Raw genomic sequence first — 22,366 nt, 5'->3', positions numbered from 1 at the left:
AGTGACGCAAATGAATAGCCTAGTTGCAATCATTATCACACCAAGGCTTAACATTACCATACTCATCTTGATTAGCAAATAGTTCATGACAGGCGGCTTCTGCCAAGGTTAAAATAGGCGTCACACACACATCAAATTGGGTAAAGTAGTGCTGCCAGTGGCTAAGTGGCTGCGATGCAAATTTTTGGGCGATAGCCTTGGCAGCGGCTTGGCTCTGCGGATGAGTAGGCAGTACGCCCATTTGCCAATGGCTAGCCGCATGTTCATTAACGTCTAACGCTTGACACAAGCCTTGCCAAAACTTTAGCTCAAGCGAGCCGACTGCCATATAACGACCGTCTTGTGTCTGATATAGCCGGTAACATGGCAGCACGCCGCCTAAAAAATCCTGCTCAGGCGTCGGTGTTACCTGGGTTAATGCTTTGACAAATTTCCCCGTCGCTTTTGGCATCACCAAATGGTTGTATAAACTATGGGTCATGCTGATGATGATATGGCGACCTTTGCCAGTTAGCTTGGCATTGACAACGGCCGCTAATAAAGCGATGACCGCCGTGTCACTCCCGCCAGCCAAGTCGGCAAATTGAACATTGGGCATGGCTTGTTCACCCGATGCGGTTTTGAGTTGGTCAAGTACGCCACTCATTGCCATAAAGTTGATATCGTGCCCGGCTTTATCCGCCCAGTTGGGCGTCGTACCATAGCCAGTGATGGAAACAATCACCAGCTTTGGGTTGTCCGCAAGCAGTGCCTGTGGCGAAAGTCCCATGCCTTCTAATACGTTGGGGCGGAAACTATCAATCATCACATCAGCAGTGGCAATGTCGCTTTTAAGCTTAGCAATGTCATCGGGGTTTTTAAAGTCCATTTTGTGACAAGCTTTACCATGATTTAAAGCATCAAATAAATTGCCCAACGCCCGGGCAGGGTCACCTGACTTGGGTTCATATTTGGTCACATCTGCCCCCAAATCAGCGAGCAGTCTTGTGGCAAATGGACCCGGCAAGTTGCGTGATAAGTCAATAACTTTTAGCCCTGTTAAGCAGTCAGCTATACCCAGTGCAGCTATGGCGTCATTCATTAACAAACTCCTTATGCGCCTTTGCCATAGCTACTAAAACTTGGGCAGGGGCAAAGCGCTCACCATAACGCTCGGCAAGTTGTTGACTGCGTGCGACAAAATTATCAACGCCATAGGCATTAATAAACTGCAAAGTACCCCCATGATGCGGGGCAAATCCCCAGCCAAAGATAGAGCCGATATTGGCATCTGCGATTGAATTAATCACGTTTTCTTCATAACAACGGGCGGTCTCATTGGCTTGGATAAACATAAAGCGGTCAATAAGCTCTTGCTGAGTAGGCTGCGTGTCTGCGACAGGGAATAAGTTTGAGAGCCCGGGCCACAGTTGTTTTTCACCTCCCTCTGGGTAGTCATAAAACCCTTTGCCGACTTTTTTACCCAAACGCCCGTGGGTTTTGCCCATCAGCTCGACCACGCTATCGGCGGGGTGATGGGGCATTTCTTTGCCTTCTTTTTGTAAGTCTTTTTTGGTTTGCTCATTAATATGCAGCATCAGACCTAAAGACACCTCGTCTTGCAGTGCCAGCGGTCCGACTGGCATACCCGATTTGATACCAGCTACCTCAATCAATCGAGGATGGACGCCCTCAGAGAGCATGGCAGAGCCTTCGGTGATATAGGTGGCAAATACGCGAGAGGTATAAAAACCACGGCTATCATTGACCACAATCGGCGTTTTGCCAATTTGTAATACATAGTCAAAGGCTTTGGCTAACGTAGTTTCATCGGTTTGCTCGCCCATAATGATTTCCACAAGCGGCATTTTATCGACAGGTGAGAAAAAGTGTAAGCCGATAAATTGCTTAGGACGGCCACTCGCTTTGGCTAAACCGGTAATTGGCAAGGTTGAGGTATTTGACGCAAAAATCGCATCGCTAGCGGTGACTGCTTCTGCTTGCTGGGTACACTTGGCTTTAATATCACGGTCTTCAAACACCGCTTCAATCACCAAGTCACAATCCGCTAAATCTGCATAATCCGTGGTGGTTTGAATTTTATCCAGTAAGGATTGTTTTTTGCTATCATTGCTTCTGCCTTTGGCAATCGCTTTATTCAGCAAGTTTTCTGAATACGTTTTGCCTTTATCCGCATTTTCCATCGTGGTATCTAGCAATACCACGTCAATGCCTGCCTTGGCAGAGACATAGGCAATACCTGCACCCATCATCCCTGCGCCCAACACACCGACTTTTTTGGTTTGGTATGGCGGGATAGATTTTGGACGAGATTGGCCCTTGTTGATGCTGTTGAGTTGGTGCCAAAGCGTGCCAATCATATTTTTTGACACTTGTGACATGGCACAGGCGACAAAATAGCGCGACTCAAGCGCCAGACCAGTATCGATGTCCACTAAGCTACCTTCAAACACACAGGATAAAATATGGGTAATGGCAGGGTAGTTGCCATGCGATTTTTGATTTGCCATCGCAGGGGCAATGCTCAGCATTTGGGCATTTTGCGGGGTTAAGGCGTTACCTTGAGGGATTTTAAAGCCTTTGGCATCCCAAGGCTGCTGAGCGGTTGGATGCTCATGAATCCACTGTTTGGCTTGTTCAATCAGTGATGTTTTATCAGTAACTACCGCATCGATAATGCCAAGCTGATGAGCGGCTTGGGTGGTAAGCTTAGTGCCTTGGGTCATCAACTCTAACGCTTTTTGCATACCGACAAGACGCATTAGACGCTGTGTACCACCGCCCCCAGGTAATAAGCCCAATTTGACTTCAGGCAGGCCATATTTGGCATTCGGTTGGTCAACGGCAATGCGATAATGACAGCCCAACGCCACTTCAAGCCCGCCACCTAAGGCAGTGCCGGTTAATGCAGCGACGACAGGTTTACCGCAGGTTTCAAGGCTGCGTAACACCTTTTTGAAATGTTCAACAAAATCAAAAGCTTGCTTAGGGGATTGGATATTGGCAAATTGGTCGATATCGGCACCCACGATAAAGCTATCTTTATCGCTGGTGATGATAAGCCCTTTGCTGTCTTTGTCTTCAATAAAACTTTGAGCGATTTTTTCTAAATCATTGCTAAAATGCTCATCAAGCACATTCATTTTGCGAGATTGTTGAATGGTCAAAATGACAATATTATCGTCGTCAGTGGCAGAAAAATTGGCCAATTGATTCGCCGCTTGGCTGGTAAGACTGGTCATAGAAACATCCTTTTTTCTTCAGTTTTTTAATTCAATTAAATAGGCGACTTAAACACGTTCAATAATCGTGGCAATACCCATACCGCCACCGACACATAAGGTCGCAAGTCCAGTGGTCAAATCACGACGCTCCAATTCATCTAACAAGGTGTTAATTAAAATTGCCCCTGTTGCCCCTAATGGATGTCCCATAGCAATCGCACCACCGTTGACATTCACGATATCCATATTAAGCCCTAGGTCTTTTGCCGTTTTCATTGGCACCGCTGCAAACGCTTCGTTAATTTCCCATAGGTCAATATCAGACACCTGCATATTCGCCCGGGCTAAGGCTTTTCTTGCGGCCAGTGTCGGACCTGTTAGCATTATCGTCGGTTCTGACCCCACCACTGCCGCCATCGTGACTTTGGCACGGGGTTTTAAATTCGCCGCTTGTCCCGCTGATTGACTACCAAGCAGACATAACGCGGCCCCGTCAACGATACCTGATGAGTTACCGGCATGGTGCACATGGTTAATTTTTTCAATCGTGGCATACTTATCTAAGACTACTTTATCAAAGCCCATTTTTCCTGGCATGGCAAACGAGGGCTTTAATTCTGCCAAGCGTTCAACGCTGGTATCAGCGCGAATGGTTTCGTCATGGTCTAAAATCATCAGACCATTGATATCTTTAACAGGAATAATCGATTTAGCAAAATACCCTTGCTCAGAAGCCTGCTGGGCTCTGCCATGAGACTCGGTGGCATATGCATCAACATCACTGCGACTAAAGCCTTCTAATGTCGCAATCGTATCAGCGCCAATGCCTTGTGGGGCAAAGCCGGTGGCGGTATTGACGCGTGGGTCCATGTACCAAGCACCGCCGTCTAACCCCATTTTGACACGGCTCATAGACTCCACGCCACCTGCCACCACCATATCTTCCATGCCCGACATGATTTTGCTTGCGGCTAAATTAATCGACTCTAGCCCTGATGCACAAAACCGTGATAGGGTAACGCCTGCCACCGATTCTGCCCAACCGGCATCAATTACCGCAATTCGGGCGATATCCGAGCCTTGCTCACCAACAGGGGTGACACAACCTATTACCACATCATCCACCAACTGTGTGTCCAACTGATTGCGCGACTGTAAATTTGTCAGTAGTTCTCTGATTAACCAAATTGGAGCGACTTGGTGCAAGCTGCCATCGGATTTGCCTTTGCCACGCGGCGTGCGGATAGCATCATAAATATAAGCGGTATTACTCATTTGATTTTCCTTAATCATGGTTAAAATTTGTCAATTCCTAATGGCTAATCCTAAAATCTGATACTAATATCTAGGCTAGCTAAAAAGTGGCGCAGCCATATAAAACGATGAGTTACATAAAACGAGACGCCAACTCTTTCATGATTTCATTGGTACCGCCATAGATTTTTTGCACTCGGGCATCGGCGTATAATCGGGCAATCGGATACTCCAGCATATAACCATAGCCACCAAATAGCTGTAAACATTCATCCGTGACTTTGGCTTGTTTATCCGTGGTAAACGCTTTTAATAGAGCGGCATGTTGTACGGTCAGTTTTTTGTTAAGATGGGCCTCGAGTGCCGCATCACACATCGCCCTGACGGCAAGGTAGTCCGCATTACATTCGGCAAGTTTAAATCGGGTATTTTGAAATGACCACACAGGCTTATTAAAGGCGTGGCGTTCTTTGGTATATTCGATGGTAAGTTCAATTGATTTCTTAATCGCCCCCGCCGCCGCCAAAGCAATGATTAAGCGTTCTTGTGGCAACTCTTGCATCAACTGAATAAAACCCATGCCCTCCACACTGCCCAATAAGTTTTTCTGTGGGACACGCACATTATTGAAGAACAACTCTGAGGTATCTTGTGATGATAAACCGATTTTCTCTAAGTTGCGACCCCGCTCAAAGCCTGCTAAACCATCGGTTTCTAACACCAAGAGAGATACCCCTTGAGCGCCTTTTTCGCGGTCGGTTTTACAAGCGACGATAATTAGGTTGGCTAACTGGCCATTGGTGATAAAAGTTTTAGAACCATTTAAAATGTAGTCATCACCGTCTTTAACGGCATAGGTTTTGATAGCTTGTAAATCTGACCCCGTCCCTGGCTCGGTCATCGCAATCGCACCAACCAATTCGCCCGTTGCCATTTTTGGTAACCAACGCTGTTTTTGCTGTTCACTGCCATGATGCAAGATATAAGGTGCCACAATACCTGAATGCAAAAAGCCACCAAATCCGCTCAAGGCCGCATCGGCTTGGGCATAAATCAATGCCGCTTCATGACGAAAGTCGCCACCGGCACCGCCATACTCTTCAGGCATCGATGCACATAAAAAGCCCATCGAGCCTGCTTCAAGCCATGCTTCTTTATCCATCATGCCGTTTTTTCGCCACTCGATGTCTTTATCGATCCAAGTTTGAAAAAACTTCTTGGCAGTATCTTCTAGCATGGCGACTTCTTCGTTCATCCAGCTTGATTCAAAATGGTTGATCATCCTTGATTCCTCGTTCGTTATTGAGAGATTAATTAAACCGTTATAATAGTAATATTAATTACTACCTTAAAAAATTGCTCGGCTATTTATAGTTATTTATCCTTAAATTATATTATAAAGGTAATTTATATTACCAATGTAATACTAAATAAAAACCCTAAGATTATGATTAAATAGCCAAATAATGCCGCCATCATAACAAAGATAAAAAATGAGAACAATATTGTCTGCAGATATGGTAACCTATATTACTATTTTTTAAATATCTAAATAGAGAATGTTATGACTGCGTTGAAAAAGCCAATGACGCTTGGACGTCCTAGTAATACAATGGGTGATTTAACCTTACTTGCGCAGATACGACCTGCAACCTTAGATAAAATCGAAAAAAGTGTGATTACACTGTATGCCAGTGGTGAGAGCGAGGTCGCTGCGGATAGTGTGACTATGCAGTCAATTGCAAAACACGCGAACGTGTCACTGCAGACCTTGTATAAATATTTTGGCGATAAAAACACGCTGATTTATGTGATTTTAGATCGAGTGCTTAGTCGCCTAGCCGCTCGAATGATTGACCATTTGAGCGGTATTGATAGTGTCAAAGACCGGCTGCGTAAGACGCTATGGGTGATGTTTGATTTTGTTGACCACAATCCTGATGCGGTATTGTTTTTTTCTACAGCGATTCCTGTCTCCCACTATCAACATATTGCCATTTATGAAAACAAGGATTTGATGGAAGCTTTTTTGCAAGTGTTGTCGGATGGGCAGCAGCGTGGGGAGCTTAATCAAAATGTCTCGCTTAAAACCTTATTAGATGTGTTTATGGGGTTTATCACCCGATTGGGGCTGATGCACGTGTTAAGAAACGCTGCCAAACCGATGACAGCTGACTTTGATCCTTTGTTTGATATCCTATGGCAAGCTATTTCACGGCATGACTAAGAGAATAACGCATTTTACAAATACACGAACAACAATCTAGGAATGTTTGTCCGCTATTATTACCCTGAATAAATGAACGGTCCAGCACTGGCTGTAGCGATTGCGCCCTATGTTTTTCTCTACGCAGAATAGCATTTATCTGTCCACATACCCTTCCGCTATCAATAAACAAAAATTAAAGCGGTTAGCAAATTCCGCTATATTCTTATCAATTATAATTATTAAGCTTTGTTATTATTCTGTGGAATAATAGCGCCATTCGATGATGTTTGATAGCGCTTGATAGCATTTCATATCGAAAAAATGAAAAATTTTGAGGATAAGGACAAATTGTCCTAAATATTGCATAAGGTGTTGTAATGAAAAAAGTTTCTGCTGTACTTATTTCGGGGTTTAGTATTAGCTTGCTAGTATCAGGTTGCCAGCAAAATACCACCAAATCTGCCAATGCGGCAACCACCAATGAAGCACAGACCAATGACACTAAGAGCGGTGATGCAAAACCACTTGAAGAAGTGCGTATCGGATTACAAAGCTCAGGGGCTTTGGTGTATTTGCGTGAAAGTAAGCTGCTTGAAAAGTCGCTCGAAAAATCCGGCATCAAAGTCAATTGGGTGCAGTTTCAATCGGGACCGCCGATGCTAGAAGCGCTAAATACCAACAATATTGACTTTGGCACCACAGGAGACACGCCACCTATTTTTGCCCAAGCCGCGGGTAGTAATTTGGTGTATGTGGCCTATGAAAAACCTTCACCACAGTCTGAAGCCGTCATTGTCCCCGCGAATTCAACCTTAAAGTCAGTGGCTGAATTAAAAGGTAAATCTGTGGCGGTGACTAAAGGCTCTAGTGCTAACTATACGTTACTAAAAGCATTGGAACGTGACAAATTGAGTTTTGCTGACATAGATGTCAAGTATTTACAGCCATCTGATGCCCGTGCTGCCTTTGAGTCGGGGAAACTGGATGCTTGGACCGTTTGGGAGCCTTATTTATCGAGTGCCAAAATTGAGCTAAAAGCGCGAGTTTTGACCGACGCTACAGGTCTTAAGCCCAATAATACATCGTTTTATTTGGCATCAACGGATTTTGCTCAAAAACACCCCAATGTGATTAAAGACATTGTCAAAGCCATTGATGAAGCGGATAAAGCCATTACCGCTGACCCGGTAACTTTTAGCAAAATGATCCAAAAAATCACCAATCTAAAACCTGACGTGGCGTTAGCCTCGGTGAAATCAAGAAATTACGGTGTCAACTATATCACCGATGACATTATTCAAGCGCAGCAGCAAGAAGCGGATACTTTTTATAAAAATAAATTGCTGCCAAAACAAATACAGGTAAAAGATATTGTTTGGTATCCACCCAAGTAAAACTATGGCTAGTAAAAAGCTAGTAAAAAAAGAATAGGTAATCTTTATGACGCTAGCTTGCGCTTACTACTTTGAAGCGATACAGCCGACAGTTAAGCTTTTAACAGTCATTAATAAAGTTGCATTGATAAATTTGCAGTGAGAGGTTGTTTATGAAAACGTCAAGTTTTGTTGCGGATAATTCAGTGGTAGCGGCATCAAAGCCGCTACCGACGAAACCGATAAGGGTGAATACGCCAGTCAAGACATTGTCAACCCGTAAGGTTATTAAAACCCTATTTGGGCGTACAGGGGGTTGGTGGTTGCCGTTACTCATGTTGGCGGGTTGGCAACTGGTAGCAAGTTTTCAATTACTGCCTGAGGCTTACCTTAAAAATATTTCGTCACCCAGTGCCGTTGTTCAAGCGGGCTATGAACTCATAAAAAGTGGTGAGCTTTGGCAGCATCTCGGCATTAGTGCGCTGCGAGCGTTTGCTGGGCTGTTGATTGGCGGGTTGTTTGGGTTGGGGTTTGGGCTATTGACCAGTACCTTGCCTGTATTTCGCACGTTATTGGATACCACCTTTCAAATGCTAAGAAACATTCCACATTTGGCATTAATTCCCCTCGTCATCGTGTGGTTTGGGATTGATGAGGCGGCAAAGGTTTTTTTGGTGGCAGTTGGCACATTTTTTCCGATTTATTTGAACACCTATCATGGCGTTCGTAATGTGGATAAACATCTGGTCGAGATGGCAAAAAGCTATGATTTAACAGGTTGGGCATTGTTTAAAGAAGTGATTTTACCTGGGGCATTGCCGAGTATTTTGGTGGGGGTGCGTTTTTCATTGGGCATTATGTGGCTGACGCTGATTGTGGCGGAAACCATTTCCGCCACCACAGGCATTGGGTATTTAGCCATGCACGCTCGCGAGTTTTTTCAGATTGATATCATTATGTTTTCAATCTTGGTTTATGCATTATTAGGGTTTTTAGCCGATTTTATTGCCAAAAAGCTTGAGTTTGTTTGGCTCAAATGGCACCCCGCTTACCAACAAGGAGCACACTAATGTCAACGCAATTGTTAGCACCATTGGCAGCGCCATCCAGAACGCCATTAAAAACCTCAGCAGGATTGGCTTTAAGCTTAACCAATGTGGTCAAAAAATTTGACAATCGAGAAGTCATTAAAAACCTAGATTTGCACATTCAAAGTGGGGATTTTATTGCTATTGTCGGGCACAGTGGCTGTGGCAAATCAACATTGCTGCGTTTACTTGCGCAGTTAGAAACGGCGAGTAGTGGGGAGTTGACAGCCATGTCAATTGCCAATCAAGCAATGTCGCCTCAGGCATGGCGACAATCTACGCGGCTGATGTTCCAAGATGACCGATTATTACCTTGGAAAACAGTACTGGAAAATGTGGGGCTTGGGCTAAAAACGCCAGACTGGAAAGCGCAAGCGTTGAAAGCGTTGGCAGAGGTCGGCTTGGCAGAGCGAGCTGATGATTGGCCATCGGCATTGTCAGGGGGGCAAAAGCAGCGAGTGGCTTTGGCTAGAGCGATTATTCATCGTCCCCAGCTGTTGCTACTTGATGAGCCATTGGGTGCGCTCGATGCGTTAACCCGTCTTGATATGCAACAACTATTGGTCAAATTATGGCAAGAACATCGATTTACGGTGATTTTAGTGACCCATGATGTCAGTGAAGCGGTCATCACTGCTGATAGGGTGATTTTAATTGAACAAGGCAAAATTGGACTGGATTTGCCAATCTTATTGCCCCATCCCCGTAATAATATGACTAAAACTGCGCCACTGGAGCAAATTGTGCTGGATAAGATTTTAGCGGTGCATTGAGCACGCCTATCGGTCAATGGCAAGCCACTGACACCTTTTGGCACTCTTTACCACCCTTTGGTACCCCTTATTTAGCAAAAGCCTATTAAAAAATTAATGGGCTTTTTTAATGACAAATTTAATCGATTTGATTTTTCTGTCTGGGCTAGTCAAAGCTTTGCTCAGCGCTTTTATTGGCGCTAGGTCAGTAAGTAAAATCCACCCAAAAATTATGCGCTCACAGTAGCGCCTGTTAGTAGAATTTATTATATTCATATCAGTTATGGTTATTAAGTATAATCAATAATTTATGGAATAATGCCTTTTTCATTTGATACAAGTGCTATATCAATACTGGGAGAAAGGAGCGTGCGGTCATGAAATTTTTAAAAAATGAGGATAATTGGTCGGTTGTGCTGGGACTATTTATTGTGGTGGTGATTTGCACCTTGTATATATTGCAGATACCTATCGCCAACTTAAATGTCAAAATAAAACCTTGGTCAGATTTTAGTGAGCTATTTAACCTAGTTAGCCATTCAATCCTAGGACTGCTAAGCTTAGCGATTGGTTTTGGATTACTGCTATTTTTGGGTGCCAAATCAGCGCAACCAGACATAAAGTTACCCCCATTTTTAGCCAAATTTATCTTATTGTTTTTGATGGCGGCGGGCATTTTGATTTTAAGCAGTAATAAGACTGTCAAAGCATGGCAACTAGAAAGTCCTTTAGTAGCCTTGTTCATAGGTCTGTTACTTGGCAATTTTACCTCAATTGCTGATAAATTAAAGGAAGTGCTGAGAACCGAATACTATGTCAAAATTGGTATTATTTTAATGGGGGCAACCTTACCCTTCACTACGATTTTAAAAGCGGGTCCGGCCGCCATTGTGCAAGCCTTAATTGTTTCGGTTGTGACTTTTTCTACCATTTATTTCGTAGCAACAAAAGTATTCAAGCTTGATAACCGATTTGCAGCGACCCTTGGGGCAGGTGGCTCGGTATGTGGGGTATCAGCGTCGATTTCCTAAATTTATTATCGGTTTTTTTATTGCCTCAATCATCACGACCTTATTTGTACTGATTGCACCCAACGCTGAAGCCTTTAATAAACAAGCATTAGGTCTTATCAAAGACTATCGCGGTTGGTTTTTTACCTTAACGTTTTTATCAATTGGTATGACAACGCGATTTAAAGCATTGGCAAGCGTGGGCATTAAACCTGTACTTGCGTTTACAGCGGGTGTTTTGGTCAATCTACCGCTGGGCTATTGGCTCTCTAATCATGTGTTTGCAAACTATTGGATAAATTTATGATTACCCAATTAACCACTATCAAAAGTCAAATCCCATTGCCAAAGACGGTGTTAGCGCAATTTGGCTTTAGCAATCATTGCTCCCAAGCCATCTTTGATACGTGGGAGTTAAAAAAAGCCCTCAAAGCAGCGGGTATCGATGAAAATCAATATCAGCTGACAGTAAATTATCACCGACAGTGGGGATATTTTTGATGGTTTGAAAAAACCTATGGCGATAAATTAGCTTTGTTATTAATTTGAAATTCATCCAACAATTTACCTGTTGGTATAAGCCCTGATATAAGCCCATTAAAAAATTAATGGGCTTTTTTTATGTTTACTCAATCAATTAAATGACATGCTGTTCATCACATTTCTTGCTATAGATAGCAAAATATCTTGGTTATCTTTGCAAAAAAAAATCTTTACCATGGTGCCTTATTCAAGCATTTAGCGGTAAGGAATTAGCATGACGGATTTTAATCAGCCACTTGATAAATATGCCCCAGCGCAACGCATTGTCACTGATGAGCAAGCCATTCAAGCTGCCAAGCAAGTGGCGGCTTTTGCCCTAATCAATCGCGACGAGCGCGACCAACAGCGACAATTACCTTTTGCAGTGATGGACCTATTTAGCCAAACCGGGCTTGGCGGCATACGTATTCCCAAACAATATGGTGGCGCCGAAGTGTCAAATCGCACCTTAGCAGACGTCTTTCGCATTTTGAGCAAAGCCGATGCCAATATTGGATTGATTCCACAAAATCAAATCAGTCTACTTAATATCATCAATATCATCGGCAATGACAGTCAAAAACGTTTTATTTTTGGCGAGATTTTGTCAGGCAGTCGCTTAGCCAATGGCGGGCCAGAACGTGACACCAAAGACAGCAAAACCTTGGCAACGACATTGACCATTGCCAACAATGGTTACTATGTTAACGGGGAAAAATTCTATTCAACAGGCAGCAGTTTTGCCGATTACTTGGCGATTAAAGCCTTACACCCTGAGGGTCATGTGGTACTTACCATTATTGATAAAGCCGCAACGGGCGTTGAGGTAGTAGATGATTGGGATGGTTTTGGACTGCGTACCACCTCAAGCGGCACGGTCAAACTTAACCAAGTCAAAGTCCTACCTGAGCTAATTTTTGATGAGCGCTTGCTTAGCGATGCACCGACCTATCGAGGGGCTTATTCTCAGCTGATACAAGCGGCGATTGATGTCGGAATTGCAGAAGGGGCGTTTGAAGACACCTTAGCTGTGGCAAAAAAAGCCCGTCCCATTGTCGATGCCAATGTCGAAGCTGCGCGCTTTGAGCCGTATTTGCTACAAGTAGTGGGAAAGTTAAAAGTACGCTTGGATGCGGCTACCCTATTACTGCAAGAAGCGGCTGATTATTTGGATGCGCTGGATAGATTGGATTTTGTCACCGCAGAAGAGGCAGCACTCGCGTCTATCAAAGTAGCAGAAGCCAAAGTATATGCCAATGACGCCGCTCTCACGATTTCTGAAAAACTGTTTGAAATTGGCGGTAGTCGTTCATCACTTAGCGAGCATGGCTTGGATCAGCATTGGCGAAATGCCCGCGTGCATACTTTGCATGACCCAGTGCGCTGGAAGTTACACGCATTGGGCGATTATTACTTAAATCACAAATTGCCCAACCGTCATGCTTGGATTTAGAAAGTAAGGAAAACACCATGTCAGATACCATCACCCGTCCAGTAACGGACGCTCAAGCCTCGCTAGTCAAACCTGCGCCTGTCGCCCATATCATCAAGTCGGACAACGAAGCATTAGAAATCGCCTATCAGCTTGCCCAATCGTTTAAACAAGCGCGTATAAAACGAGACCGCGAACGGCTATTACCCTTTGCAGAAATTGAAAGCTTGAGCCAATTAGGGTTATGGGCAATCACCGTGCCAAAACGCTTTGGCGGCGCTGATGTATCAAGTTGGACCGTCGCTCAAATCATTGCGCTATTGAGTGGTGCAGATGGGGCGATTGGGCAAATTCCGCAAAATCATTACTATGCGTTAGAAGTATTAAAAAACACGGGGACAGAAGCCCAGCAGCAACGCATTTTTGCTGAGGTATTACAAGGGGCGCGGCTAGGCAATGCGTTGGCTGAGTTTAAGCCCAAAAATGCCGTTGATAAAACCACCAAACTCACCTCAACGCTAGGCGGTTATCTAATCAATGGCGAAAAATTTTACTGCACAGGCAGTCTGTTTGCGCACCGTATTCCGACTTTGGTAAAAGATGACAATGAGCGCGAATTTTTGGCATTTGTGCAGCGAGACGCCAAAGGTCTCACGCTGATTGATGATTGGCAAAGTTTTGGTCAACGTACCACAGGCTCAGGTACGGTCTTATTTGACCAAGTTTTTGTGGATAAAGACGATGTCATTGCTTTGGATACAGCCTATCAAAATCCAACGGTTTGCGGGCCGTTTGCCCAGCTGTTGCACGCCGCCATTGAAACAGGTATTGCACGTGGGGCGTTTGAAGAAACCTTGGTACAAGTGCGGCAAGCTCGTCCTTGGATTGATTCGGGCGTGGATAAAGCGACCGATGACCCACTCACGCTATTGCAAATTGGGCGCAGTGCGGCAGATGTGCGAGCGGTGGAGGTGTTGCTCAAACACGCTGCCCAAACCATCGATGCCGCTCGTCCAACGCCCAATGAGCAAAATATTGCCCAAGCGTCATTGGCGGTCGCGGCAGTGCGCGCATTAAGCACCGAAGTGGCACTAAAAACCTCCTCACAACTCATTGAGTTGGCAGGCAGTCGCGGTAGCCAACGTGACAAAGGGCTAGACCTGTATTGGCGAAACGCACGGGTGCATACCTTGCACGATGCGGCACGGTGGAAATACTACTTTATTGCCAACTATGCACTCAATGGGGTATTGCCGCCACGACGAGGGACGCTGTGATGGGTGAGACGGTAAAAAAAGAAAATAACCCGCCAAAGCCGATTATTCTCAACGCCTTTGATATGAATTGCGCTGGGCATATCAATCATGGTTTGTGGACGCACCCAAGGGATGAATCTTATCGATTCAATGAGCTTAGCTATTGGACAGGCTTGGCAAAAACCTTGGAGCAAGGGCTGTTTGATGGGTTGTTTTTGGCGGATATCACAGGCTGTTATGACGTTTATCAACATAACATTGATGTGACCCTTAAAGAGTCGGTGCAATTGCCAAGCCATGACCCGACCACCTTGGTGTCTGCCATGGCGTCGGTGACCGAGCATTTGGGCTTTGGTATCACTGTAAATTTAAGTTATGAGACGCCTTATCAATTTGCTAGACGTATGGCGAGTCTAGATCACTTAACCCAAGGTCGTTTGGGATGGAATATCGTGACAGGGTATTTGGACAGTGCTGAGCGATTGATTGGTAATCAAGGGCTAAAGGCGCATGATTTACGCTATGAGCAAGCGGACGAGTTTTTGCAGTTGTGCTACCAGTTTTGGGAAGGCTCATGGCAAAACGATGCAGTCAAAATAGACAAACAGGCGCGCATTTTTACTGACCCTGCCAAGGTAAAAGCGATTCACCATCAAGGGCGTTTTTACCAAAGTGACGGCGTTTTTCAAGTGATGCCGTCTATTCAGCGCACGCCTGTGTTATTTCAAGCAGGGGCATCAGCCAAAGGTTTGGCATTTGCCACCCAGCACGCGGAGGCGATTTTTATTGGGGGTGGCGAAAAATCAGCGATTAAACGGCAGGTGGAGACGATTCGCCAGTTGGCAGAAGCACAGGGTCGCGAGCCCAATGACATCAAAGTGCTGATGGGAATCACAGTAGTGACTGACAAGCGTCACGACCTTGCCCAAGCAAAGCTGGCGGAGTATGAAGGCTATGCCAGTAGCGAGGCAGGATTGGCACATTACTCAAGTTCGGTGGGGATTGACTTATCACAATATGCCGATGATGAGGTGATTGCTTACCAACAAACCAATAGCATTGCGTCGGTGAACCAGCGCTTTCGGCAGCAGCAGGTTACCAAAGCGCAGCTGATAGCCGAGCATCGGTTAGGGGGACGCTATCCGCTAATCGTGGGTGATGGGCGCGAGGTGGCTGAGGCATTGATAACCTGGGTGGACGAGACAGGAATTGACGGTTTTAACGTCACTCGCACGGTCACGCCTGAGTCTTACGAGGACTTTATCCAGTATGTCATTCCTGAGCTACAACGTCGTGGACGCTTCAAAACCGAATACAAACAAGGCAGTCTACGCCACAAGCTCATTGGCAAAGGTGAGCGATTACCCAGTTCACACCCAGTGCAAAGCTTTCGATGTTAAGGGCTTGTTTAGAGGACATTTTTTAGTGCTATCAGTTTTTTATGTTTTAAGCAGCTATTTCTAAGCAGCTATTTTTAAACCATCATTTTTAAGGAGCTATTATGGCAATCGCAGCAAAACATCGTGCTACTGTTTTAGGGGTAACTATCATTGCTGTCTTGGTGTTACTGAGCGGCTGGGCATTTTACAATAAAAGCCAAGCATCAAACGTCACCAAAGACAATCCGTTAACCATCGGTATTAGCCCGCCTTTTGCCAATCCACTTAAAGAAGCAGTCGCGGCGGCAAAACAGCAAGGTATCAACGTCAAATTGGTCGAGTTTACGGATTGGAATACCCCAAATGTAACACTTAACAGTGGCGACATCGATGCCAATTATTTTCAACATCAGCCGTTTTTAACCAATGCACTCAAACAGCATCCAGAGTATAAGCTATCGGCTTTGGATAAAGGGGTTGCCACCCATGTCGGTTTGTATTCTAAAAAATACCAAAGCCTAGCAGCATTGCCGACGCGTGCCCGTGTGGTGGTGCCAAATGACCCTGTTAATCAAGGGCGAGCGCTACTACTGCTGCAACAGGCAAAATTAATTGGGCTAAAAGACCCAAATAATTTTCTCTCTAACTTAAACGATATCAGCAGCAATCCAAAACAATTGCAATTTGTTGAAGTCGAAGGCCCGCAGACCGCAAGAGCGGTTGATGATGCTGATTTGGTGTTTAGCTACCCGCATTATTTGCGCTTAGCCAAAACCATTGACCCCAATCAAGCCTTAATCCTTGATGATACCACCAACAACCGCTATGCGATTTTATTTGTCACTCGGGATGATTTTGCCCAAAAAAATCCTGAACACGCCGAACAGCTGAAAAAATTTATTCACATTTATCAAACTTCCCCTAACGTAAAACAAGTGCTAAACAAAGAAATCGGGGAAAAACTGTGGTTTCCAGGTTGGACCTCGTAATGCGTTAACAAGTTTTAGCCATAACAATTACAAAGGATCATGCTATGCAATCATTTACTCATATTACCCAAGATGACAGTCATTCATCACCTCCCTATATCCAAATCGATAAGGTCAATAAGTTTTATCAAGGACAGGCGCAAGCGATTCATGCGCTAAAAGATATTTCGCTTGAGGTGCCAACAGGCAAAATTCTGGGTATTATCGGTAAAAGCGGGGCAGGCAAATCATCTTTATTACGCATTATCAACGGCTTGGAGTCGATTAATGATGGCCATGTTTATATTGATGATAACAATGTGGCCTCACTCAACCAAGCACAGCTACGACAGCTGCGACAAGGTATTGGTATGATTTTTCAGCATTTTAATCTGCTGTCGAGTAAAACGGTACAAGACAACGTCGCCTTGCCATTAAAAGTCGCCAAGGTAAGTCAGGCTGATATCAATAAACGTGTGGCGCAAGTGCTAGAGATGGTGAGGCTCAGTGATAAAGCATTGATGTATCCGTCCCAGCTATCAGGCGGTCAAAAACAGCGGGTGGGCATTGCGCGGGCGCTCGTGAATGAACCCAAAATTTTATTGTGTGATGAAGCCACATCAGCACTAGACCCAGAAAGTACCCAGTTAATTTTGCAGTTACTCAAGCAAATTAATAAAAAACTTGGCATTACCATTGTGCTCATTACCCATGAAATGCAAGTCATTCGAGATATTTGTGACCAAGTGATTGTCATTAACCAAGGGCAAATCGTTGAAACAGGACCAGTGTGGAAAGTATTTGCCTCACCCATGCACACCATGACCCAAGAATTACTAGGCTATAATCAGTCATCCATTGATTTGGGTGAGGATAAACTCACCGACAAGCACAATGCCACTCATACCTTGCTCAACCTAAGATACGTTGCCCCAGTAAAATCTGCCCCTGATTTAAAAGCAATTTTTGCGCAATTTGAAGCGCCCGTCTCTTTGTATCAAAGTCAAGTGGATACCATTCAAGGCTATTTGGTAGGCAATATCGTCGTTGGCGTCGCAACCACTGGGTTGGATGTCGCCCAGTTGGCGCATCGCTTGGGAAATCAAATTTTGCATGTGGAGTTAATCGGTTATGCTTGAGTTGTTACTGACGGGGTTGATTGATACCCTGATTATGGTTGGCGTATCAGCGATTTTAGCGTTTTTATTGGGACTACCGATTGCATTGGTATTGGTCAATTCAAGCGAGCAAGGCATTGCCCCGTCATTTTTGACCAATCTAAGTTTGGGTTGGTCGGTGAACATAGTGCGTGCTATTCCCTTTTTGATATTGATGGTGGCTATTATTCCAGCCACTCGAATGATTGTCGGTACAAGCTATGGTGTGTGGGCAGCCGTGGTGCCGTTAACCTTAGCAGCGACCCCTTTTTTTGCTCGAATTGCCGAAGTGAGTCTGCGTGAAGTTGACCCAGGGCTCATAGAAGCGGCACAAGCGATTGGCTGCAACCGTACACAGATTATTCGGTATGTCTTATTGCCCGAAGCATTGCCTGGCATTATTGCCGGGTTTACCGTGACGATTGTCACCATGATTAATTCGTCTGCCATTGCTGGCGCGATTGGGGCGGGGGGCTTGGGCGATATTGCCTATCGTTATGGCTATCAGCGCTTTGATGTGCAAATGATGGTATCAGTCATTGTGGTTTTGGTGGCATTGGTGATGTTGGTGCAAGCCACAGGCGATAGTTTGGCTCAATGGGTCGATAAACGCCAATTGTAGCTCTGCAGATTTACCACTTTGATATAGCAAAAAATCAGCTAAATAATGCAGATATTGTTGTTTCACAAACGGCTTAATTTTTCGTTTAATGGGCTTATCGAAATGTCATCGATTTATCTGATTACACTAAATTAAGGAATAAAGATGTCTATCACTCAAAATTTCACCAATCAACCAAATCCAGCCATTCCACTCAATATCGTTGCGGTATCGGGTGGGCTCAACACACCATCAAAAACCGAAAGTCTGGTACAAAATATTGTAGATGAATTGGCACAAGCCACGCCCATCAACGTGCATTTTATCAAGCTGAGTGAAATCGGGCCTTTACTCAGTGGGGCGATTTATCGTAACCAACTGCCAGAGCGAGTACAAAACGACTTGGCAGCGATTGAGGCGGCGGACGCCTTGATTGTAGGAACGCCGGTGTATCGCGCGTCTTTTACCGGATTGTTTAAACACTTATTTGACTTTGTGGAGCAAACCGCGCTCGTGGATGTGCCGGTATTGTTGGCTGCCTCTGGCGGTAGCGATCGTCATGCACTGGTACTAGAGCACCAGCTTCGCCCATTGTTTAGTTTTTTCCAAGCCCAAACATTACCAATAGGCGTGTATGCGACGGATAAAGACTTTACCCCAGAATACACCGTCTCAAGCCAACAGTTGCGTGACCGTATTGTGTTAGCGGTGGCGCGCGCGTTACCGATACTTGAGTGGGCACCCGCCAAAGGCCGACGCGCCCAAGCCATTAAAGAAAAATCAGCGCAAGCCAATCAGCAGTTAGGCATTAATAAACAAGTCGAACAAGCCGAAATATTACCCTCTGTGGCAGTGCCAGATTTATCGAGTGCCGAAGCCAGACTACACCCGCAAACTACTCAATCATCCCCTAAAAACCATCCATCCGTCGCCTAAAGGGCGCATGCCTTAGTGTGTATTAGCTGACATCACCAGCTCAGTATGAGTAAATACAACCCGAGCAACAAACTGCTTGGGTTATTCAAATTTTGTTTTTTGTGTGATTGATATATGTAATTTTGGAATATTAATTTGTTTGATAGGCGTTTGTTGTCCTAGGCCGCTCGGCTTACACTAATTTTATTCATTATCGGATTATTTGGGGCAACAGACTATGAACTTTCAACAACTTCGTATTATTCGAGAAACGGTGCGCTGTGACTATAACTTGACGGAAGTAGGCAATGCATTATTTACCTCACAATCGGGTGTGTCCAAACATATCAAAGACTTAGAAGATGAGCTTGGCGTCGGGCTGTTTGTGCGTAAGGGCAAACGGCTCTTAGGTTTGACCGAGCCGGGTAAAGAATTGTTGGTCATTGTAGAGCGGATGCTACATGATGCCAACAATATCAAAACCTTGGCTGAACAATATACCAGCCAAGATAAAGGCGAATTGACCATCGCAGCCACCCATACCCAGTCTCGTTATATTTTGCCGCCCGTTGTGCAAGCGTTTAAACAGCTTTTTCCTAAAGTGCATTTGCGATTGCTACAAGCCGCACCGCCAGAAATTGCGGCAATGCTACTTGATGGACGAGCGGATATTGGCATTGCCACCGAAGCCTTGTCAAGCTATAGCGAGCTTGTGACTTTTTCTTATTATCACTGGTATCATGCGATTGTGGTGCCGCCAAACCATCCGCTGACCCAGCTTGAACAGGTAACGCTTGCCGACATTGCCCATTATCCGATTATCACTTACATTAGTGGTCATACCGGGCGAACGATGATTGATGAGGCGTTCGCCAAAGCAGAATTACAGCCTGATATCGTGATGACGGCCTTGGATTCTGATGTAATAAAAACCTATGTGGAATTTGGTATGGGCATTGGTATTATCGCCGATATGGCGTTTAATCCCAATAAAGACACCCAGTTAACATTACTCAGTTGCGAGCCGCTATTTCATCAAAATACCACCTTGCTAGCGGTGCGCCAAGGGCATTTCTTACGAGGATTTGGCTATCAGTTTTTAGCCTTGTGTAATCCCACGTTAACCCAAGCAACAATGCATGATGCCATACAACCTAGCAGCTAACGCTAAATCCTGATAAGCAAGTTTGAAAAACTTATCGTCTGCTACATCCGATGTAATACGCATCAAATTCGCTTGCTGTCTCGCTTGCTGTGCTATTTTTAAGATTTGGGCTTGTTTATCTGCTGTTGATATCAATTCATTTGACGATAAAACGCTTTATGGTGAAAACTGTAAAGCTTTTTTTATGTCACTGCTTTAGCGATTAAATTGATAGGGTTAGCAGCAAAATTATTAAGTATTTTTTGTGCTAACCAAAGCAGTTTTTGTTATTTTTTATTGAGCGATATTTGCTTTAAGCTTATGGCTACCGATAAACCGCCCATGACAAAAGGCGAGTTATCTTAATCAATTTTTGAGCTTACAAGCAGGGGTTACGATGAAAATTTTTTGGTTTATACCGACACATGGCGACAGTCGTTATTTAGGTACAAGTAAAGGGGCAAGAACCGTTGACCATGCCTATATGAAGCAAATTGCAGTGGCAGCCGATAACCTCGGCTATGAAGGCGTGTTGATTCCGACAGGTCGCTCATGTGAAGACCCTTGGCTGGTCGCTGCTAGTCTCATTGATGCGACCACTCGCTTAAAGTTTTTGGTGGCATTACGCCCTGGGGTGACGACACCCGCGCTTGCTGCTCGTATGACAGGCACCTTTGATCGTTTATCAAATGGTCGATTACTGCTTAATCTGGTCACAGGCGGCGATGAACAAGAGCTTAAAGGCGATGGCATCTTTGAAGACCACGCGACGCGTTATCAGACAGCCAGTGAATACACCACGATTTGGCGAGAGATTTTAACCCGCTCGCACACAGGTGAATCCTTTACCTTTAACGGTGAACGCTTGCAAGTCGAAGATGCCAAATTGCTATATCCCCCTCTACAACAGCCGTATCCGCCCTTGTGGTTTGGCGGTTCATCTGAGGCGGCGCAAACACTGGCTGCCGAACAGGTTGACAGTTATTTGACCTGGGGTGAGCCGCCTGCTGCCGTCAAAGAGAAGATTGAGCAGCTTAAAACCAAAGCCGCTGCCAAAGGTCGCACGTTAAGCTATGGGATTCGTCTGCACGTGATTGTGCGTGAAACCAATGAAGCCGCTTGGCAAGCCGCTGATGAATTATTAAGTCATGTCACTGACGACACCATTGCCGCTGCCCAAGCCAAATTCGCCCAAATGGACTCGGTGGGACAACAGCGTATGGCAGCCTTGCATGGCGGTCGCCGTGATAACTTAGAAATTTCGCCCAACTTATGGGCAGGGATTGGACTGGTACGAGGTGGCGCAGGCACCGCACTGGTGGGCGACCCACAAACCGTTGCCGCACGTATTCAAGAGTATGCCGATTTGGGCATTGATAACTTTATTTTCTCAGGCTATCCACACTTGGAAGAAGCCTATCGGTTTGCTGAATTGGTTTTCCCATTATTACCGATTGACACCCAAAACACCTTGGTCAAGCCAAATTTGACAGGACCGTTTGGTGAAATTGTCGCTAATAACTATGCACCGCCGCAACAAACTAGCGGCATTGCAGCCTCAAAAACACCTACCACTACCGCACCCAAACACGCCATCGCCTCTTAAATTTATCTTAAAGACATATTAAAGGCGTCTTAAATACTTGTGATAAAACGTGCTAACTAAGGCACGTTTTGCGTCTCGTCTATACCTATCTATATCTATTATCCGACAGAGTACGCGGAATCCACCCTAGCCATGATAAGCATCTTTTAACTGATAGACCTTTTAACTGATAAACACTTTTTTTAAAAGTGGTAGCCAGTTATAGGGTGAGATTAGACCAGCAAGCTACTTTGCTAAAGTTAATCATCAAAGTCCAAGGTCCCAAATTTTTTGAGGTCCCACATAGCAGGAAAAGTGATTTTTCTACACAGATTTTATATTTAAAAGTTAAATAATCTATTGATTGTAATGAGAATTTTTTAAATTAATGCTTCGGTTTTATGGTTTCTAGTATGTCATTTTTTAATCAATAGTTTAGTTTTGTAATTTTATGGGTGATAAAAGTTATTTTAACGCTTTTTGCTTTTTGCGGCTTA

The 22,366-nt window shown here is 44.7% G+C and carries 20 protein-coding genes; 16 read left to right on the top strand and 4 right to left on the bottom strand.

Going from position 1 to position 22,366, the window contains the following annotated elements; all coding sequences use genetic code 11:
* Window positions 1-19: 19 nt before the first annotated feature.
* The 4 genes from H9W84_RS09280 to H9W84_RS09265 form a co-directional block, all read right to left on the bottom strand.
* The gene (locus H9W84_RS09280; protein WP_239743201.1) at window positions 20-1,081 is read right to left on the bottom strand and encodes a CaiB/BaiF CoA transferase family protein; all 1,062 of its coding nucleotides are present in this window, start codon (window positions 1,079-1,081) and stop codon (window positions 20-22) included.
* Window positions 1,074-3,242 (bottom strand): 3-hydroxyacyl-CoA dehydrogenase NAD-binding domain-containing protein, encoded by a 2,169-nt coding sequence (locus H9W84_RS09275; RefSeq protein WP_239743199.1) that lies wholly within the window; start codon window positions 3,240-3,242, stop codon window positions 1,074-1,076. Before H9W84_RS09275 ends, H9W84_RS09280 begins: the two co-directional genes overlap by 8 nt.
* Window positions 3,243-3,290: 48 nt before the next feature.
* Window positions 3,291-4,499: an acetyl-CoA C-acetyltransferase gene (locus H9W84_RS09270; protein ID WP_239743197.1), complete on the bottom strand. Its 1,209-nt coding sequence runs from the start codon at window positions 4,497-4,499 to the stop codon at window positions 3,291-3,293.
* 112 nt (window positions 4,500-4,611) lie between these two features.
* On the bottom strand, window positions 4,612-5,760 hold the full coding sequence (locus tag H9W84_RS09265; protein ID WP_050324617.1) for an acyl-CoA dehydrogenase family protein: 1,149 nt from the start codon (window positions 5,758-5,760) through the stop codon (window positions 4,612-4,614).
* Window positions 5,761-6,042: 282 nt separating this feature from the next.
* Here H9W84_RS09265 and H9W84_RS09260 point away from each other — a divergent pair, with 282 nt between their 5' ends.
* From H9W84_RS09260 to ssuD, 16 genes are all read left to right on the top strand, one after another.
* Window positions 6,043-6,705: a TetR/AcrR family transcriptional regulator gene (locus H9W84_RS09260; protein ID WP_227715569.1), complete on the top strand. Its 663-nt coding sequence runs from the start codon at window positions 6,043-6,045 to the stop codon at window positions 6,703-6,705.
* Between the two features lie 359 nt (window positions 6,706-7,064).
* Window positions 7,065-8,081, top strand: a complete 1,017-nt coding sequence (locus H9W84_RS09255; RefSeq protein ID WP_239743195.1) for an aliphatic sulfonate ABC transporter substrate-binding protein — start codon at window positions 7,065-7,067, stop codon at window positions 8,079-8,081.
* Between the two features lie 152 nt (window positions 8,082-8,233).
* Entirely contained in the window at window positions 8,234-9,130 is an 897-nt protein-coding gene (locus H9W84_RS09250; protein WP_239743193.1) for an ABC transporter permease subunit, read from the top strand.
* Window positions 9,130-9,921, top strand: coding sequence for an ATP-binding cassette domain-containing protein (locus H9W84_RS09245; protein ID WP_338106466.1), 792 nt, complete (start codon window positions 9,130-9,132; stop codon window positions 9,919-9,921). Before H9W84_RS09250 ends, H9W84_RS09245 begins: the two co-directional genes overlap by 1 nt.
* A gap of 356 nt (window positions 9,922-10,277) precedes the next feature.
* Window positions 10,278-10,931 (top strand): putative sulfate exporter family transporter, encoded by a 654-nt coding sequence (locus tag H9W84_RS09240; protein ID WP_239743191.1) that lies wholly within the window; start codon window positions 10,278-10,280, stop codon window positions 10,929-10,931.
* On the top strand, window positions 10,906-11,217 hold the full coding sequence (locus H9W84_RS09235) for a putative sulfate exporter family transporter (protein WP_239743189.1): 312 nt from the start codon (window positions 10,906-10,908) through the stop codon (window positions 11,215-11,217). Before H9W84_RS09240 ends, H9W84_RS09235 begins: the two co-directional genes overlap by 26 nt.
* The gene (locus tag H9W84_RS09230) at window positions 11,214-11,411 is read left to right on the top strand and encodes a hypothetical protein (RefSeq protein WP_239743187.1); all 198 of its coding nucleotides are present in this window, start codon (window positions 11,214-11,216) and stop codon (window positions 11,409-11,411) included. Before H9W84_RS09235 ends, H9W84_RS09230 begins: the two co-directional genes overlap by 4 nt.
* Before the next feature lie 256 nt (window positions 11,412-11,667).
* Window positions 11,668-12,885, top strand: a complete 1,218-nt coding sequence (locus H9W84_RS09225) for an SfnB family sulfur acquisition oxidoreductase (RefSeq protein WP_239743185.1) — start codon at window positions 11,668-11,670, stop codon at window positions 12,883-12,885.
* 17 nt (window positions 12,886-12,902) lie between these two features.
* On the top strand, window positions 12,903-14,141 hold the full coding sequence (locus H9W84_RS09220) for an SfnB family sulfur acquisition oxidoreductase (protein ID WP_239743183.1): 1,239 nt from the start codon (window positions 12,903-12,905) through the stop codon (window positions 14,139-14,141).
* Window positions 14,141-15,520 (top strand): LLM class flavin-dependent oxidoreductase, encoded by a 1,380-nt coding sequence (locus H9W84_RS09215; protein ID WP_239743181.1) that lies wholly within the window; start codon window positions 14,141-14,143, stop codon window positions 15,518-15,520. Before H9W84_RS09220 ends, H9W84_RS09215 begins: the two co-directional genes overlap by 1 nt.
* A 101-nt stretch (window positions 15,521-15,621) precedes the next feature.
* Window positions 15,622-16,488, top strand: a complete 867-nt coding sequence (locus tag H9W84_RS09210; RefSeq protein WP_239743179.1) for a MetQ/NlpA family ABC transporter substrate-binding protein — start codon at window positions 15,622-15,624, stop codon at window positions 16,486-16,488.
* Window positions 16,489-16,532: 44 nt separating this feature from the next.
* The gene (locus H9W84_RS09205) at window positions 16,533-17,606 is read left to right on the top strand and encodes a methionine ABC transporter ATP-binding protein (protein WP_239743177.1); all 1,074 of its coding nucleotides are present in this window, start codon (window positions 16,533-16,535) and stop codon (window positions 17,604-17,606) included.
* Complete coding sequence (locus H9W84_RS09200; RefSeq protein ID WP_065253422.1) at window positions 17,599-18,246, top strand: methionine ABC transporter permease; 648 nt, start codon at window positions 17,599-17,601, stop codon at window positions 18,244-18,246. Before H9W84_RS09205 ends, H9W84_RS09200 begins: the two co-directional genes overlap by 8 nt.
* A 144-nt stretch (window positions 18,247-18,390) precedes the next feature.
* Complete coding sequence (msuE, locus tag H9W84_RS09195; protein ID WP_076775241.1) at window positions 18,391-19,161, top strand: FMN reductase; 771 nt, start codon at window positions 18,391-18,393, stop codon at window positions 19,159-19,161.
* A 217-nt stretch (window positions 19,162-19,378) separates the two neighbouring features.
* Window positions 19,379-20,305 carry a CysB family HTH-type transcriptional regulator gene (locus H9W84_RS09190; RefSeq protein WP_239743175.1) on the top strand — a complete coding sequence of 309 codons (927 nt, stop codon included), beginning with the start codon at window positions 19,379-19,381 and terminating at the stop codon, window positions 20,303-20,305.
* A 376-nt stretch (window positions 20,306-20,681) separates the two neighbouring features.
* Window positions 20,682-21,890 (top strand): FMNH2-dependent alkanesulfonate monooxygenase, encoded by a 1,209-nt coding sequence (gene ssuD / locus H9W84_RS09185; RefSeq protein ID WP_239743173.1) that lies wholly within the window; start codon window positions 20,682-20,684, stop codon window positions 21,888-21,890.
* Window positions 21,891-22,366 lie beyond the last annotated feature (476 nt).

The organism is Moraxella tetraodonis (assembly GCF_022359095.1).
GTDB classification, from domain to species: Bacteria; Pseudomonadota; Gammaproteobacteria; order Pseudomonadales; family Moraxellaceae; genus Faucicola; species Faucicola tetraodonis.
Note: the sequence above shows the minus strand (reverse complement) of the source record. Positions and strands in the feature narration are given on the sequence as shown.